The sequence below is a fragment of the Chitinophaga sp. 9-1-y genome (assembly GCF_059511905.2).
Window position 1 is genome coordinate 2268528 of the sequence record NZ_CM197955.1, and the last position, 18034, is coordinate 2286561.

The 18034-nt window shown below is 47.0% G+C and carries 13 protein-coding genes; 9 read left to right on the plus strand and 4 right to left on the minus strand.

The annotated features are described in order from the left end of the window. Positions 1 to 10 precede the first annotated feature (10 nt). From AC5ZC7_RS09035 to AC5ZC7_RS09050, 4 genes are all read right to left on the minus strand, one after another. A complete protein-coding gene (locus AC5ZC7_RS09035) occupies positions 11 to 1900 on the minus strand; it encodes a sialate O-acetylesterase (RefSeq protein ID WP_496159637.1) in 1890 nt (629 codons plus the stop codon). 40 nt (positions 1901 to 1940) lie between these two features. Then, on the minus strand, positions 1941 to 2693 hold the full coding sequence (locus AC5ZC7_RS09040; RefSeq protein ID WP_496159636.1) for a glucose 1-dehydrogenase: 753 nt from the start codon (positions 2691 to 2693) through the stop codon (positions 1941 to 1943). A gap of 28 nt (positions 2694 to 2721) precedes the next feature. Continuing rightward, entirely contained in the window at positions 2722 to 4872 is a 2151-nt protein-coding gene (locus AC5ZC7_RS09045) for an alpha-glucuronidase family glycosyl hydrolase (protein ID WP_496159635.1), read from the minus strand. A 153-nt stretch (positions 4873 to 5025) separates the two neighbouring features. Then, on the minus strand, positions 5026 to 6069 hold the full coding sequence (locus AC5ZC7_RS09050; RefSeq protein ID WP_496159634.1) for a substrate-binding domain-containing protein: 1044 nt from the start codon (positions 6067 to 6069) through the stop codon (positions 5026 to 5028). A gap of 295 nt (positions 6070 to 6364) precedes the next feature. Here AC5ZC7_RS09050 and uxuA point away from each other — a divergent pair, with 295 nt between their 5' ends. The 9 genes from uxuA (at position 6365) to AC5ZC7_RS09095 (ending at position 17993) form a co-directional block, all read left to right on the plus strand. Beyond that, the gene (gene uxuA / locus AC5ZC7_RS09055) at positions 6365 to 7534 is read left to right on the plus strand and encodes a mannonate dehydratase (RefSeq protein ID WP_496159633.1); all 1170 of its coding nucleotides are present in this window, start codon (positions 6365 to 6367) and stop codon (positions 7532 to 7534) included. 125 nt (positions 7535 to 7659) lie between these two features. Further along, positions 7660 to 7965: an HP0495 family protein gene (locus tag AC5ZC7_RS09060; RefSeq protein WP_496159632.1), complete on the plus strand. Its 306-nt coding sequence runs from the start codon at positions 7660 to 7662 to the stop codon at positions 7963 to 7965. 128 nt (positions 7966 to 8093) lie between these two features. After that, positions 8094 to 8765, plus strand: a complete 672-nt coding sequence (locus AC5ZC7_RS09065; RefSeq protein WP_496159631.1) for a YceI family protein — start codon at positions 8094 to 8096, stop codon at positions 8763 to 8765. A 343-nt stretch (positions 8766 to 9108) separates the two neighbouring features. Next, entirely contained in the window at positions 9109 to 9699 is a 591-nt protein-coding gene (locus tag AC5ZC7_RS09070) for an RNA polymerase sigma-70 factor (protein ID WP_496159630.1), read from the plus strand. Positions 9700 to 9794: 95 nt separating this feature from the next. After that, positions 9795 to 10775 (plus strand): FecR domain-containing protein, encoded by a 981-nt coding sequence (locus tag AC5ZC7_RS09075; protein ID WP_496159629.1) that lies wholly within the window; start codon positions 9795 to 9797, stop codon positions 10773 to 10775. Between the two features lie 295 nt (positions 10776 to 11070). Beyond that, positions 11071 to 14478, plus strand: coding sequence for a SusC/RagA family TonB-linked outer membrane protein (locus AC5ZC7_RS09080; protein WP_496159628.1), 3408 nt, complete (start codon positions 11071 to 11073; stop codon positions 14476 to 14478). Positions 14479 to 14490: 12 nt separating this feature from the next. Beyond that, positions 14491 to 16311, plus strand: a complete 1821-nt coding sequence (locus AC5ZC7_RS09085) for a RagB/SusD family nutrient uptake outer membrane protein (protein ID WP_496159627.1) — start codon at positions 14491 to 14493, stop codon at positions 16309 to 16311. Between the two features lie 123 nt (positions 16312 to 16434). Next, positions 16435 to 17067, plus strand: a complete 633-nt coding sequence (locus AC5ZC7_RS09090) for an ankyrin repeat domain-containing protein (RefSeq protein WP_496159626.1) — start codon at positions 16435 to 16437, stop codon at positions 17065 to 17067. Positions 17068 to 17144: 77 nt separating this feature from the next. Further along, a complete protein-coding gene (locus tag AC5ZC7_RS09095) occupies positions 17145 to 17993 on the plus strand; it encodes a hypothetical protein (protein WP_496159625.1) in 849 nt (282 codons plus the stop codon). Positions 17994 to 18034 lie beyond the last annotated feature (41 nt).

Below are 18034 nucleotides of genomic sequence, written 5' to 3' on the forward strand. Positions count from 1 at the left end.
CAATGCCGGTTCATTTGTCTGTTCTGAAAGGAGACGCCGGCAATTTCTCCCGGTTGTAAAGATTCGGATTCACCGGATTATCAGAAAAAGCGTAACGAACGTAGACAGGATGCGGTATTTCTTCACTCCACACTACAATTTTATCATCTGCTATTTTAGCTTGTGCCCATACAAATTTTTTATCGGCGCCTGCAATTTCAAAAGTAGCAGGGGCTTCGCCATCGGCGGTGATCAGTCCACTGCCGGTTTGTGTAAAGTGCACAACGATGCAGGAGTCTGCTACTACAGCGGATTGATATAAGGGACCACTATAGATAACCGGCTCGAGGTACGCTACTTTCCTGGCGGCTAATGCAAGGCGCTCGCCTACTTCTTTTTTATTATCGGGATGTATATCGTTCCATTCGCCGAGGTCAATAGCTACGGCCATGGCGGTATGGGGAACGGACAGGGATTGCAGTTGTGCATCTCTCAGTAGTGCCCAGTTACTTTCCACAGGCCAATAGTTGTAATCCATGAAGCCGGGTAATTGCACGTAGAGAAAAGGCAGTTGCGCTTGTGTCCATTTGGCTCTCCAGTCATGGATCAGCGCCGGGAGTAGCTGGGCGTATAAATTGGGTTGGCCGGTATTGGCTTCTCCCTGATACCAGCAAATTCCTTTGAGGGTATAGTGGATGGCAGGAGCAACCATGGCATTATACAGGGCTGCCGGCTGATGTGATGGATCTATACGAATGTTTTTATCTGTTACTGGTTTGAATGCTACGCCTACTTTATAGGTCCAGTCGCCTTTTAAATCAATCGTATCTGTGTTGGTAAACAAAGCATAGGGTTTATCCGGCACAAATCCGCCTTTACCGGCGGTATTGGTAACACGTATCACCAGCAGGTTTTTGCCGGCCTTCAATAAGCCCGCCGGCACGGTGTAGCGCCGTTGCGGATATTGGTAGGCGGTAGTACCTACCTGTTGCCCGTTGATATAGAGGGCATCGGCATCGACTATACGTCCCAGGAAAACGCGGGCTGGTTGTCCTGCCATCGCAGTGGGGACGTTGATTTCCCGGCGATACCATACAACACCGTTGAGATCTTTCAGGCCCTGGTCTTCCCAGTAGCCGGGGATATGGATGTTGCGCCATCCCACCGGCATATAGGCAGATTGATACCACGCTGGCGTAGCGCTTAATCCGGCATCAGCAGGCGGCGCCGGAGAGGGAGGCGTCTGTTGGATACCATTCGTTTTATTTTTTTCGATGATTGCTTGTTGTGCCGGAAAATCTTTGAGCCCTTCTTCACTCGTCCATGCTTCTATAGGCGTGCCGCCTACGCTGGCATTGATGATACCGATGGGGACTTTATATTGTTCGTGTAATTTTTTAGCGAAGAACCAGGCGACGGCAGAAAAGGCACGTATGTCTGCCTGCATGGCGGGCTTCCAGTAGCCCGTGGGGAGATCCGTTTGCGGGCCGGCAACATTGCTGAGCACAGGTACCAGGAATTGGCGGATCTGCGGATCATTGGCTTCGAGGATATCGCGGGCATAGGTTACCTCATGAATCCCCAGCTGGTGCACCATGTTCGATTGTCCACTACAAAACCACACATCTCCAAAAAGGATATCATGTAAGGTGACCTGGTTAATCGAGAGGGTATAAGGTCCGCCGGCTTTGGTGGGAGGTAAGTACAGCGCCCAGTTGCCGCTGCTATCAGCTGTAGTCGTATAGACCTTACCGTTAAATCGGACGGTTACTTTTTCCTTACCGGATGCCCATCCCCATAATTTTACTTTTTCATCCCGTTGCAGAATCATGCTATCGCGTACCAGCCGGGGGAGTTTTACCTGTGCCGTGATTTTACTTAGCAGGCAACAACAGAGTGAGAGCAGGAGCCATTTTTTCATAACGTGTAAATTGTAAAGCGATAACGTAGTATTTTAATTACTAAAAACCGATGCTGTTGCCACCGTCTACCGGTAATACAATGCCGGTAATAAATTTGGCGGCGTCGCTGACCAGGAAATAGGCGGCGTCGGCAATGTCGGCAGGCTGTCCCATAGTACCCATAGGGGTTCTGCCAAATACTTTTGCTTTCCGTTCCGGATCGCTGTTGAGTGCTTTCGCTGTCATATCGGAATAGATAAATCCAGGAGCTATGGCGTTGACACGGATTCCCTGCGGCGACAGCTCTACAGCCATGGCCCTGGTCATTCCATCGATCGCTGTTTTGCTGGCAGAATAAGCAATCACTTTCGGCAAGCCATATTGTGCCGCCATGGAACTAATATGAATGATACAGCCGGAATTTTGTAGCTGCATATGTTTCACTACTTCCCGGCTCATAGTGAATACTGCGGTAAGATTCGTCAGGATGACCTGCTGAAATTCTTCGTCCGTAACGGCGGTAAAATCTTTTTTCATGTTGGTACCGGCATTATTCACCAGGATATCGATGGCGCCATATTGATCCACTACCGATTGTACAAATGCCGGAATAGTGGAAAGATGGGTAACATCTATCGCAATGGCCTTGCATAGCGGCCCCAGTTGTTGTTGTGCAGCGGTGAGCCTATCCAGGTTTCTTCCTGCAATGATTACCAGTATACCTTGCTGTACAAATTTTTCGGCAATCGCCAGGCCCAGCCCGGAGCCACCGCCAGTCACGATGGCTACTTTTCTTCTTGTTGCTGTCGTCATCTGCCTTCGTCAGTTTAAATACTTTATTTTAAATACCCGGTGCAAACGGGAACTGTAGCTGTTTATAATATTCCAATGTATGGTCCGGTTTTTCATAACCAGCCGGAATGGGCATGTCATGAAAGGATTGAAAATATAATACACAGGCATTTCGCCACCAGAGGGCTTCTTTATGTTGTATTGCCAGCAACATGCGAACCTGTTCAAATCGTTGTTTGTCTACGTAAGGTTGCAATGATTTCCAGGTAATTTGCATGTTGCCTGCTTTTGCGGCGCCGGTATAGTATTGACAGCAAAGTTCTTCCCATAAATTCCTGCCGCTTTTCATCCTGAATTGCCAGGGTACATGATGAAACCATAACAGGTACTTTTCATCGCAGGTGTTGATGTCGGCCCATTGCTGCTGTACGGTGGGATGATATTGCGCCAGCGCATTACTGCCGGTAGCCGTGCGATCGAAGCCGATACCATAGCTGTCAGCTTTGTGATAGTATACCGGGTTCCATTCCGGTCGACTCAAATGGCTGACCCATGGAGCAGGTCCGTAGTGATGACTGGTACCCATGATATGATGTAGTCCTAACGGGTTCGCATATTGTACAAACAGATCTCTGCTTTCCAGTAGGAGTGGTGACGCGGCTTTCAGGAAGGCAGGGTTGTTGGACCAGGTCATCCGCAGCCATTCGTCCGCAATTTGTTCGCTGGAAAGGGTGTGATCCCAGGCGAGGCGTCCCAGTGCATACCAGTTGGCTTGTGCAAAGGGATGTCCGCACCAGTTGATATCATTGCCGATGTTGGCTACGCCTGCCATGCCGGTGAGTGGGTGCGGGTCAAGGCTCCCATCAATGACTTTGGCTACGGTGCTGCCTTTTCCTTTGGCGTAGGTATCGCTCTGTAATGCTTCTTTGAATAACGGCGCAAGGAAAACGAGACTGGTACCTTGTCCCAGGTATTCCTGGGTTACCTGGAATTCCATCATCAGGGGAGTATGTGGCATCGCGCCAAACAGCGGATGAAATGGTTCCCTGGGCATGAAGTCAATGGCGCCGTTTTTCACTTGTACCATCACATTAGGATGGAAGCGGCCGTCGAGTGGTACAAAGTCGTTGTACGCCTGTTGATGCCGGTCTACCGGGTTTTCGTGGCTGTATACGAAAGCGCGCCAAATGATTACGCCGTGAAAGGGAGCAATCGCATCTGCGAGCATGTTGGCTCCTTCCGCATGGGTACGGTGATAATCCTGCGGACCGGGTTGCCCTTCACTGTTGGCTTTTACGAGGAAGCCGCCGAAGTCGGGGATATAGGTATATATCTCTTTAATTTTTTCTTTCCACCATTGTTGTACGGCCGGATCCAGTGGATCCGCCGTTTTCAGTCCGCCGATGTTCATGGGGGCGCTGAATCTTGCCGTGAGATATACTTTGATACCATAAGGCCGGAATACATCAGCCAGTGCCTTTACTTTTTCGAGGTAAGCAGGTGTGAGAACGGTGGCATTGGCATTTACGTTGGTGATGACGGTACCGTTGATGCCGATAGACGCATTGGCTCTTGCATAATCCATATATCGTTGATCGATATAATCGGGAAGGGTATGCCAGTTCCAGAGGGAGAAGCCGGCATAGCCTCTTTCCACGGTTCTGTCGAGGTTATCCCAGTGATTCAGCATGCGAAGCCGCAGTTTAGGTGCAGACACAAAAGGGGTGGATGGAATAGGTTGTTCCGTTTGCAGTAGACGGAGAAAATGAAAGGCGCCGTATAATACGCCCACGTCGGTGTTGCCGGCGATGAGTATGCATTTTTTGTGATGGATGAGCGTAGTGGCGATGACGAAACCTTCTTCCCCGACTTGTTCCAGCTGCGTACGGATGTTGGCGTTATGAATCAGCGGAGAGGAGTCGGGCGTACCTGCGATGATGGTGCCGTCTCTATCTATGGTGTTGCTGAATACGGGTGTGTGGGCCAGTAACCCCGACAGCCCGTTACGCAATTCTTCTTTTACAATATGCAGGGTCGCCGAAGTGCCATTGATATGAAGGGTGTTGGCTTGTTGGCGGTAGGAGGTAAGGAGAGATGGGTTAGCCACCCGTGTGTACCGGAGCCACAGATCATATCCGTTTTCTCCTTTGGCGGTAAGAGCGTAGCAGAGACAGAGTAGCCATAACGTGGTTTTCTTCATACAACAATTTTATTGAATGACGATGCAGTATAACGGTATTGACTATATGTTTTTAGCGATCGAAATACCGTATTTCTTTTCCTGAAATATCGTAGGATAATCACTTTTACGCATTATTTTCGCAATCGGTTGCGTAAATATCTTAAAAAAAATTTATTCCCGCAATTTGTTTTTAAGGGAAGAGGTTCTGATCACCAGGTCGGCCCGGAGGGTAATGGCATTGGTGGTATAGAGGTTATTGACGCCTTTGAGGTGATTAATCAGGTGGGTGGCAGCGGTATGTCCAAGGCTTTCCCCGGGATACTCCACGGTAGTAAGGTTGGGCTCAATTACCCGGCTGATAGGGTCATTGTTGAAACCCGCGAAGGCAATATCTTCCGGGATGCGCAGGCCGGCGGCTTTCAGTGCCAGCATGCAATATACAGCTGCCGTATCGTTGGCGGAAAAAACAGCATCCGGGCGTTCTTTGGCGGGTAGCTCCAGTATATACCTGGCGGCATCGGAGCCAGCCTGCTCCGAGAGATCGCCGGTTAAGTGCCATTTTTCTTTCACGGGTAAATGATGATCACGAAGGGCTTGCTGGTATCCGTTAAGTCTGTCCTGGTACACATTCCGCAGCAGGTTACCACCCAGGTGCATAATTTTCCGGCAACCCTGGCTGACCAGGTGTTTGGTAACATTATAAGCTGCTTCATAATTATTAATACCTATTGCCGTGCTTTCATCATGCTGATAAATGCGGTCAAAGAATACCACAGGAATCTTCTTCTTGAAGAAAGGTTCCAGGTGCTGGATATTTTGGGTATTATAAGAGAGGGAGATGAGCAAGCCATCTACCCGCTTATTAAACATTGTGGCCGCGTTGCGCTTTTCTTTTTCTACATCTTCCAACGATTGCGCAATAATGAGATTGTAGCCGTGCCGGTTGGCGGCATCTTCCATGCCGGCAATGGCCGACGACATGAAGTGGCTGTTCAGTCGCGGTACCAGTACCCCCAGGGTATTGGTTTGCCCGCTTCTCAGGCTGCTGGCAAATGTATTCGACTGATAACCCAACAACTTCGCCGTTTCCTCAATTTTCTTGCGGGTACTTTTGCTGATCATGGGATTGTTTTTTAATCCCCTGCTTACAGTGGCCGCCGATACATTCAGGTATTTTGCGATATCATATATCGTTACTTCCCGGTCTTCTGACATTTATTTACAGCTTCTCCTTCAAAGGAAATGAACTTTTTTTGAATAAAAAAATGCAATCGGTTACGCCAATACTGTTTTTCCTTATATTCGTCCCTTTGAAACCCAAGTCCACAGATACGCCAACGGGTAATTTTCACGTAAAACACCCGTTATGAAACAACGTAATTACGATGCTTCCCACTAGGCCCACACCTGTGGCAGTCCACCATAACGGCACAATCGGCGGCCTTAACGGCTGCCACGATTATTTTGAATGTATCCGCTTCATTTTAGATCACCTAGTAAAACAATCATTATGTTCATGCAGGAAACGATGCGTTGGTTTGGACCACACGATATTGTTCGGTTAAGCGACATCCGTCAGGCCGGGTGTGAAGGTGTGGTAACTGCGTTACATCATATCCCGGTGGGAGAAGTGTGGCCTGCTGTCGATATTCAGGCGAGAAAAGCGATGATAGAAAAAGAAGGCATGAGTTGGACAGTGGTGGAAAGTTTGCCCGTTAGTGAAGATATTAAACGGCAAAGCGGCGATTATAAAACGCATATCGCCCATTACAAAACAAGTTTGCAGAACCTGGCTGCCTGCGGGATAAAAGTGGTGACGTACAACTTCATGCCCGTGATGGATTGGGTGCGTACCGACATCAGTTATACGTTGCCGTCAGGTGGTAAAGCACTTTATTTTGAGCGTGCGGCATTTATCGCATTTGATCTTTTTATGTTGAAAAGACCACAGGCGGAAAAAGATTATACACCAGCGGAAATCAGTACAGCGAAGCATTGGCTGCATACCCATACGGATGCGGAAAAGCAGGCGGTATTCCAGAATGCGTTGCTGGGGTTGCCGGGGAGTACGGGGCGCTTTGCACCCGCCGACATCCTGGCGGCGTTGGACACCTATAAAGGAATAGATACTGCTACCTTAAAGGCACACCTGTTTTATTTTTTAAGCGAAGTGGTGCCGGTAGCGGAATCTCTGGGGCTGAAGATGGCTATACATCCGGATGATCCCCCTTACCCGGTATTGGGATTGCCACGCATTGTAAGCACGGCGCCCGATTTACAGGAGATAGTGGCATCGGTGCCTTCGCCCGCTAACGGAATTTGCTTTTGTTCCGGATCGCTGGGAGTACGACCGGATAATGATCTCATGGCTATTATCGCGCAACTGGGAGAACATATTCACTTTTTGCATCTCCGCAATACGCGTTGCGATAATCAAGGCAATTTTTATGAAGCCGATCATTTAAACGGAGATGTGGATATGGTAGGAGTGGTACGGGCACTGTTGCGCCTGATGAAGGAAAGAAAGGTGGTGTTGCCGGTAAGGCCGGACCATGGTCATCAGCTGTTGGATGATCAGGCTAAAATTACCTATCCGGGTTATTCCTGTATTGGCAGGCTCAAAGGGCTCGCGGAATTACGCGGACTGCAAAGAGGGCTCGCCAGTGTATTATTTAGCTAAATCCGCTGAGATAGCGCATTCTCATTGGTTTTTCTATAGCGATGTCAGTCTTGTTTATAATGTTGTTGAAAAAGAAGGTATTTTGCAGGTTAATGCTGACTATAAATTTGATAAATAGTATTAATATGTCTATAGGAGAAAATGTAAATGCCAACCAGGGCGGAGATCCATATGAAAATTTTCGGTCGTTGTTGCAGCAGTCCATTGTATTTCCCACTGAATATACTTTTAAGTTCATTATAAAAGCAGAGGAGGAGAAGATTGCGGAGCTGAAGTCTATGTTTGCAAATGTAGCCGCAAAGATGACAGAAACTAATTCTTCCGGGGGAAAATATAAGTCATTTACCGTATTGGTGCCTGTTCAGAATGAAGAAGAAGTGATTACTTATTACAAACAGGTATCCACGATTGATTCTGTGATTATGTTGTAAGGCGATCGTCATGCGCCGGGGTCTGTGAAGGAATTGTTATAATATTGACATTTTTCAATGTATTGCATGGTTGAATACGCCAAAATAACTAATTTCGCTGCCTTATATATAATAGCTAATCGAAATTTATGAAGCAAACAGTACCAGCTTTTGCGCTGCTGCTTACCTTGGCAGCATGCGGTGGCGCTTCGACTGAACAGACGAAGACCGAAGAAAAAAAAGAAGTTGCAGCCACTACCGGCGCAGCTTATGCAATTGACACTACTACCAGTGCTGTACAATGGCGTGCTACACACAAAGGTGGATTCGCTCCACGCTTTGGTGCTATCAAAGTAACCAATGGTAGCCTGAACGTTGACAACGGCGCAGTTACCGGCGGTAGCTTCGACGTAAACATGAACAGCCTGACTACTGACCCGGCTTCTGTAACGGAAGCAGGTAAAAAGTCAACTGACCTGGATGGTCACCTGAAAAGCGGCGATTTCTTTGATGTAGCAAAGTATCCTGCTGCTAAATTCGTTATTACTGCTGTTGCTCCTTACGATAGCGCTAAACAAAAAAGCCTGTTGCCTGGTGCTACTAACCTGATCAGTGGTAACCTGACGCTGAAAGACAGCACCCTGAACATCACTTTCCCTGCACAAATTGCTGTAAACGGTAACGATGTTACTGCTAACGCTAAATTTGTGATCGACAGATCTGCCTGGGGCATCAGCTACAAAACAGAAGGTAGCCCTGAAAACTGGATGATCAGCAAAGAAGTGGAAATTGGTTTCAGCGTAAAAGCAACCAAAAAATAATTCAGTTACGTAAGCAACTGTATGGAAATGGAAACAGCCTCGTAGCATATGCTACGAGGCTGTTTCTTTTATAAAACTATTTACTTGCGTTCGCCGCGGAAATAATACCGCCTATAACGTTACTTTTTATACTGGCAGCCTGGAAGAAACTAGTAAAGTGATAAAAGATTTGATAAACATTTCTGGTAAGGAATAGTATGCCGCCAAAGGTACTGACCGGTCACATTTTTTACTTCCGTGATGGCCTCCCGATCGAAGAATAAGAAGGGCTGCCGCCAGTATTGCATTTTAATTTTATTATCATTACCTTGGTTGAATTGCTTCAAAACAATTTCGTTAAGCCATGGGGGATCCGGTAGAGGAAGGGCCTAAAACCGCCACGTTATTACAGCAAGAGGCTGCCGGGCTGGAGCTGGTATTTAAAGAGAGCTACGCTGTTCTCTTAGCTTACGCCTGCAAATATGTATTGCGGGAAACCGCCGAAGACATAGTGCAGGATGTTTTTGTACAACTACATCGCAAAGGTTCCTCTCTGCATATTACCACCAATATTAAAAGTTACCTGTTTCGTAGCATCCATAATAGCTGCCTGGATTATATTAAACACCAGGCTGTACACCAGCGTTATGTAAACGCCTCCCTGCCGGGGCTCACTGCGGCAGAACTGGATTATTTCAGCCCTGACGGCTCCAGGCAAAGCCTGTTAGAGCAGGATAACCTGGAAGCCAGCGTATGGCAGGCCATAGAGGAACTGCCACCAAAATGCCGGGAAGTGGTAAAGCTCCGCTACCAGCAAGGGCTCAAAACCGGGGAAATCTCCGAAGCCATGGGGATTTCTTCCCGTACCGTAGAAACACAGTTGTATAAAGCCATTAAACAATTAAGAGGAATGATCCGGCGTACTAACCTCCTGTTTTCCTTTATTATGATGTAGTCCCCCATCCCTCTTTTTGCCTTTTTTCGTTTTTCTAAAAAAAAATTGAAAAAAGCATACGTAGATATTCTCTCCTTGTCGTCTAAATAAATGACATGTCACCACATAATACTAACGATTTGGATTATACGATTTTAATCAGGTTCATAGACGAACAAACAACACCGGAGGAAACGGCGGCAGTTACTGCCTGGTTAGCGGCTTCTCCCGACAACCAGGCGCTGTATTTCCGGGTAAAAGATATCTTTGACCAGCAACTGGCCAGCAGTATTACGCCTGCTGATGCCAATCAAAGTTGGGAAAAGGTGATCGCGCAGTTGTCCGATGAACGCGTTACACCCGTAAAGCGGCTTGGTTGGATGAAATATGCAGCGGCTGTCCTGGTATTGATGCTGGCGGGTGGAGTGGGGACCTACCTATGGAAAAAGAACAACACGCCGGTTGCATCATGGGTAACGCTGGTGTCGAAAAAAACGTCCGTACAAACCATCCTTTTACCAGACAGTACCCGTATATGGGTAAAGCCGGGAGGAGCCCTGAAAATGAGAAAAGGGAAAAACGAAAGTATACGCGAGGTATGGCTGGAAGGAAGCGCTTATTTTGAAGTAGCGAAAAAAGCAGCCGCACCATTTACAGTACATGCGCCCGATATGGTGGTGACAGTATTGGGTACAGCTTTCACCATCAATGAGCATGGACGCCATGCCGCGGTGATGGTGAATACCGGCCTGATTAAAGCCACCGCTTTCAATAAGGAATTGCTGGTGCATCCCGGGGAAAGAGGCATGGTAACTGATAGTCAGCTACGGATAGATCACGTCAACCCACAGTTATATGCAGCCTGGAAAGATGGGGATTACAAGTTCGAAGATACCTCCATAGATGAATTAAGGGAACTTTTGCTGGCAAACTATGGATATGAAGTAGCCGTATTGCAACCACAAAAGTTCCGTGATACCCGTATCAGCGGACGTGTATTGATAACAGATGAAAACAGTTTATGCAAAGTATTGGGGGCCATGTTAAACGCCACCGTGCGAAAAGATGGCAACCGGATTATTATTCAACCAAAATAAGTATGCTTTAAAAATGTATCGTCAAATGCCTGTCAGCTAAGTAGGTAATCTGAATTTTTTTGTATTGAAAATCCTAATGTTGCCGCCTGATTACAGAGGCAGGACAACTTTATGCGCCGCGTTAGATGAAATACTTATCTTGTTCTGATGGGCAGCCAGTGCGTCAACGGATACTGGTGTGCTATGATTGAAACCATATGATAAAACAGCAGTGACAATTAATATGGGGTTGAGTCCCATTTTAATGAAGTAGTCTTTAATCAAATATGTAGTCTTTAACCAAAATTTATTCGTTATGAAATTTGGATCTCTACGGCATTGCCTGAAGGGAGCGGCTGGCCTATGCTTTGTACTGATCGCGGTAACCCCGCCTTTACATGCGCAGGACGCAATGGCCGGCATTGAAGCGCCGGTCAACCAGGAACGTGACCGAAGTAGCCCTTCTGAAACGGGAAGCAAAACCCAAATGATTCCACTAAAGGATGCCCTCGAAAAAATTTATTCAAAATATCAACTCAGAATCGCACTGAATGAAAAGTATGCAAAAGATATTTTGCTGCCCGATAAAGTACTGAGAATGGACGCAGAAAAAGTAGTACCCTTTCTGCAGAAAACACTACTGGGGCATAACCTCAGCCTGAGTCCCATGGGTCCTTCCCAATATGTGATTACACCTGCTGAAAACCGCACGCCCCCGCCTGTACGAAAACCCGCCGTGAAACTGAAAGTATCCGGTACTGTAAAAGACAAGCTGGGAGCGCCCCTGGTAGGCGTTACCGTCAAAATACAGGGAACACCCACCGGTACCACCACCAATGATAAAGGTTACTATGAACTGGATGTGGAACCTACCGACATACTCGAATTTTCTTACATCGGTTATCAGCCCCAACAAATCACGGTGAGGAATAAAGTAGATATCAACGTAGAAATGCTGGCGAAAGAAGGAGGGTTGAATGAAGTAGTGGTAGTCGGCTTCGGTGCACAAAAGAAAATCAGCCTCGTAGGTGCACAGTCTACCATCAAACCGGAAGAGCTGAAACTGCCGGTAAGAAGTTTGACGAATGCATTAGGCGGGCGACTGGCAGGCATTGTAGCCGTAACAAGAAGCGGTGAACCCGGCTACGATGGCTCCGACATCTGGATACGTGGTATCTCTACTTTTGGCTCCAGTCCGCGTGGTCCACTCATCATCGTAGACGGCGTACCTAACCGCAGTATCAACGATCTCGACCCGGAAGACATCGCCAGCTTTACGGTATTGAAAGATGCCTCCGCTACCGCCGTATATGGTACCCGCGGCGCTAATGGCGTTATTCTCGTGAATACCAAAACAGGTAAAGCCGGTAAGCCACAAATCAATGTGGAACTCAACCAGGCCATCACTAAATTTACACAGCTGCCTAAGTTTGTAGATGCACCCACTTTTATGCACTTGTATAATGAAGGCCTGGAGATGAGAGGCAGAACACCACTATATTCAGATGAAACCATACAAAAACATACTTCCGGCGAAGATCCCGACCTGTACCCCAATGTAGACTGGTTCAAGGTATTGTTCAATAAATGGGGCCAGAGCAGAAGAGCCAACCTCAATGTAAAAGGAGGCTCCGAATTCGCTACCTACTACATTTCAGCAGGCTACTACTCAGAAACAGGGTTGCTGAAACGCGATCATATGCAATCTTATAATTCAGATATTAAACTGGATCGATATAATTTTACAACGAACGTTGATGCTAATATCACCAAAACAACCAAACTGGAATTAGGGGTAAACGGTTATATCATCAATAGTAATTATCCGGGGATTGGTACCAACGCTTTATTTGACCTGGCTACACAGGTACCCCCACACCTGATTCCACCACAATACTCTAACGGACAATGGCCCAAAATACCGAATGGTAGCTACCCAAGTCCGTATCGTAATCTTACACAGTCCGGCTATGCCACCGAATACCGGAACACCATCCGTTCCAATATCCGGTTAAGACAAAATTTTGACTTCATCCTGAAAGGTTTGTCTGCCACCAGCATGTTTGCTTTTGATGCCTATGGCTGGAATAACCTGAACAGGAAAAGGGAAGTACAAACCTACTATGCTACCGGTCGCGACTCATTAGGCAACCTCATCACCAAAGTAGTGGATCCGGGATCCAACGTATTGGGATTTGAAGTATCCAGGGGAGGAGACCGCCGTTTCTATACGGAAACCGCATTGAACTATGCGAACAAATTTGGCGACCATGATGTATCCGGGTTGTTGTTGTATAACCAGTCGGACTATATCAACGCAGATGCCGGTTCCCTGATTGAATCGATTCCCTACCGTATCAGGGGCCTGAGTGGAAGAGCCACCTATGGTTATAAGAGCCGTTACTTCGCAGAAGTGAACTTCGGTTACAATGGCTCTGAAAACTTCACCCCCAGGAAGCGCTATGGTTTATTCCCTTCTTATGGTGTAGGATGGGTGGTATCCAATGAAAGCTTTTTTGCTCCACTGAGCAATGTATTGAGCTATTTAAAACTCCGCTATACCTATGGGTTATCCGGCAATAGTAATACCGGCTCCCGCTTCCTGTTCTTGACCAGGATCAAGGCAGACGACGGGTTAGGCTACACTTTTGGAGTACCGGGCAATACTACCTGGTCTAAGGGCTTACAGGAAGACCAGATTGGTTCAGAAGTAAGCTGGGAAACCGGTAAGCGGCAGAACCTTGGGATTGAGGTAAAAGCCTTCCACGATGAACTGTCGCTGATTGTGGAATTATTTAAAGAGCGCAGAACCGGTATCCTGCTAAGAAAGTATGATATCCCTTACGCTTCCGGCTATACGAGCGACAACATCCCCTATAGCAATATTGGGATTACTGAAAATAAAGGCATTGACGTTACCCTCGAGTATAATAAATCATTTTCGAAAAACTATTGGGTTGCCTTCCGCGGGAATTTCAACTTCAACATCAACAAAGATGTATACGATGGGTTACCTGCCTGGCAATACCCATGGCTGAATCGCACCGGGCATCCTATTGACCAGCGTTTTGGTTATGTAGCCCTGGGCTTGTTTGCAGATTCAGCAGAAATATCGAAGTCGCCAAAACAGGCAGGGGATGTACGTCCGGGTGATATTAAGTATAAAGACCTGAACGGCGATGGACAAATTAACAGCTACGATCAGCAGGCCATTGGTTATGGTTCAGTACCCCGTATCGTATATGGATTGAATTTCAGCGTAGGAGCCAAAGGATTTGACCTGAGCCTGTTTTTCCAGGGCGTAGCCATGGTAGACTTTATGTATAGCGGTGGGCATGCTACCAATCCCTTCTATGAAGGACCTACTATCGGTAACCTATATACGATAGCAACAGACCGCTGGACACCCGATAATCCTAATAAGCAGCCTTTCTATCCAAGAATGTCAACCCGCCAGGATATTACCACTAACTACTATGAAAGTACCTGGTGGATCAAACGCGCCGACTATATCCGCCTGAAAAGTGCGGAGTTGGGCTATACGTTTGGTGGCGACCGGTTACAACGATTTGGTTTGAAGAGCATACGTACCTACCTGAACGGTACCAACCTCTTTACCATCTCCCCCTGGAAAATATGGGACCCGGAATTGGGCGATGGTAGAGGAACGGCGTATCCTAACATGACCAGTTTCAATTTTGGTATCCGGGCTAATTTCAAATAAAACTGCACGATTATGAATCATTACTTCTTTCCAAAAAATATCCTGCTACTCCTGCTGCTGTTGCTGGCGGGCAGTTGTAAGAAAGGATTCCTGAATACAGTACCGGATAATATTACCACACTGAATGATGTGTTCACCAACAGGGCCATGACAGAGCAATGGCTGGCGCGTATTTATAACCCGATGCCAGACATGTGGGCACAGCCATATAGCGTTCCCTGGACGGGGCAATGCGATGAAGTAGATTATGCCTGGGTACAACCCGGTATCAACTCTGGTGCTATTACCGCTGATAACGCCAATCCTTCTTATTGGAATGGATATTACCAGACGATCCGTCAGGCGGCTATATTTTTGAAGAACGCAGATTTAAATAAAGAGATTCAGTCGCAGCCCAATGGCGTACAGTTGCTGAAACAATATAAAGCAGAAGCACGCTTTCTCCGGGCCTATTACTACTGGTTGCTGATGCGGCAATACGGCCCTGTAGTTTTAATGGGAGAAGAACCGATGGCACCAGACGCTGATTTTCAGATACCCAGAAGCCCATGGGATAACTGCGTGGGGTATGTACTGTCAGAAATGGACAAAGCCTTCCCTGATGTACCGGTACAACACATGAACCCTGTGGATCCTACACAACCAGATGTAACGCAAACTGGTCGTATTACACAGCCAATTATCCTGGCCGTGAAATCGCAGATCCTGTTATATAGTGCCAGTCCGTTGTTTAATGGTAACAGCGAGATGAGCAACTTTAAAAATGCAGATGGCGCTCCCCTGATTAACCCCACTTTCGACAAAGAAAAATGGAAGAAAGCAGCTGATGCTGCCAAGGCGGTGATAGACCTGAACAAATGGCAGTTATATACCGTGGCGGATGCTGATCCATTTAGAGCGGCTTTTCTTTCCTGCCGCAATTTATTCTTTGATGGCTGGCAAACAGAAGCGATCTGGATTCGTACCAACTCCGACCATGTGGGTAACTGGGAACGCCACTGTTCGCCCAGATGCGCCAACGGTAACGCCTGGAATGGTATTGCCGTTACACAGGAAATGGTGGATGTTTTCCGGACGGCAAATGGTAAGCCGATTACAGATAACAGCAGCGGCTATACGGAAACCGGGTTTACCAATACCGCTACCCCTTATTATGTAGATGGTACCTCCAATATGTATGTGGGCAGGGAACCGAGGTTTTATGTAGATGTGACCTTTAATGGATCCGTTATTCCCGTGGTGCCGGAAAACGGCCAAACCCGGGTGGAATTCTTCTTTACCGGCAACTCCGGAAAGAATGGCGCTCCGCGCGACTGGCCGTCTACCGGCTATACCGCCCGCAAAAATATTCATCCGAACACTGATTTCAGAAGTGGCAGAAGTTTTTCCCGCCCGGCGATGATGATTCGCCTCGGTGAAATTTACTTGAACTATGCCGAAGCATTGAATGAATATGATCCCGGCAATCCGGATGTATTGAAGTACCTCAATAGAATCCGTCATCGCGGAGGATTGGCAGACCTTTCGCCCGGCGCCAGCCAGGAAGAAATGCGTAAGCAAATTCATCTCGAACGCCAGATTGAGTTGATGTATGAAGGACACCGCTATTGGGACGTGCGTCGTTGGAAAGTAGCCAGCACACCGGACCAGCACCAGGGCGGACAATTCCATGGAATGAATATCGAAAAAGGCTCCTTCCTGTCCGATCCGGAATTTCATAAAAGAATTGTGGCCTTTACCAGGGCACAGTGGGATAATAAATTTTATTTCTACCCCGTGCCACAAAGCGAAATCGACCGGAATAAAAAGTTAGTTCAAGCCCCTGGATATTAATGTAGAGATGATGAAGCAGCAAGCCGCCCCGCCACGCAATATCGCGTGGCGGGGCGGCTTTGTTAATAAGCAAGTATGGGAAAATGAGTTTATATTTATGATGTTAACCAATACAAAAGCATCATGAAAGAACTGATAGATAACAAGGATGTGGAAGGAATCAAAAAAGCGCTTTCTGCAAATCCTTCACTGGCTAACGAAGGCATTCCTTTTGATGAAGAAAATCCAACCAAAGCCCATCCCCTGCACCGTATCTGTGACGGTGTATTTGCACATACCTACACAGACCAGGAAGGCGTGGAGATGGCGCGAATATTTTTATCATACGGTGCTAACGTGAATGGTAATACGTTGACAGCCGGATTAGATACGCCGCTTACCGCCGCTGCCAGTTTACACGCAGAAGAAGTGGGCTTGTTGTGTATAGACAATGGTGCCGATATTCACCATGCCGGTTGTCATGGTGGTACTGCCTTACACTGGGCCGCCTGGGTAGGAAGGGATAAGCTGGTAGAAAGGCTGATCCGCGAAAAGGCAGCACTGAATCAGCGCTGCATTGATTTTCAGGGTACCCCGCTTTTATGGGCCATCCATGGCTATAAATTTGGCGGAGAAAAGAACAGGTATCACCAGGCGGCGTGTGTTCGTTTACTCCTGGCCGCCGGCGCCGATAAAACCATCACCAATATAGATGGTACCACCCCATTGGAGTTCCTGGACGACGAGGATACAGAATTGTTGGAGCTATTGCGGTAGTATCCATTTGAGGTCATAAATATTCGGTTGGGTAAGGTAAAATTGTTAAATTCGGTAGTAAAATAACCTCGATAAAAATGATGAAAAACTCCATTTCTTTTAAAGCAATTATCCTGTTACTACTGGCTGTTACTTTTTATCATCCTTCCTTTAGTCAAACAGAAAAAAAACACGATGTTATCTTAAAACTTAATGGCGAAGAGCTAAAAGGGGATGTAATTGAAATCACAGATGATGCGATCCGGTTTACCTATACAGGCGAAAAGCTGGTATATACCCTGAAAAAGACGGATATCCAGAAAATTACATTTGCCAGCGGACGGGTAGAAGTGGTAAATGCGCCGGCGACAGCAACCCCGGCTGGTACTGCCACTCCGGCGCCCGTGAGTGCAGAGGAACGCCGTAATAAAGTAGCTATTCTGCCCTTTAGTTTTGTGAAAGATGGTCAAAATGCAGCGCAGGAAGTGAGCGATGGCGTACAGAATGAACTGTATGATTTATTGAGCAAACATGCCGGGGTATACACGATCGTGAGCCCGCGTGCTACCAATGTGAAACTCAATAAAGCCGGTATTACCAGGGCCACTATGCTGAATTATACCATGGCGGAAATAGCAGACATACTGGGGGTAGAATATATTGTTGATGGTATGATTACACAAAACCGCACCACGCAAACCAGTTACGGCAGCACTACTTATAGCGATAAAACCAAGAAAGACGATGATGATAAGAAGAGCAGCGGATATGCCAGTAATAATTCTACCAGTGTACAGAACTACGAAACGACCATGGACATGAAAATTTATAACAACAAAAGCGATATCATTTATAACCAGAACAGGAAAGCTTTCTGGAATACCGCCGACGCGTATAAAAACACCATGGAATACCTCGTTAAGCGCTGCCCGCTTTATAAAAAGTAATATTTCCCATTACATAACAACCCGGTAGTTTATAGCCTGCA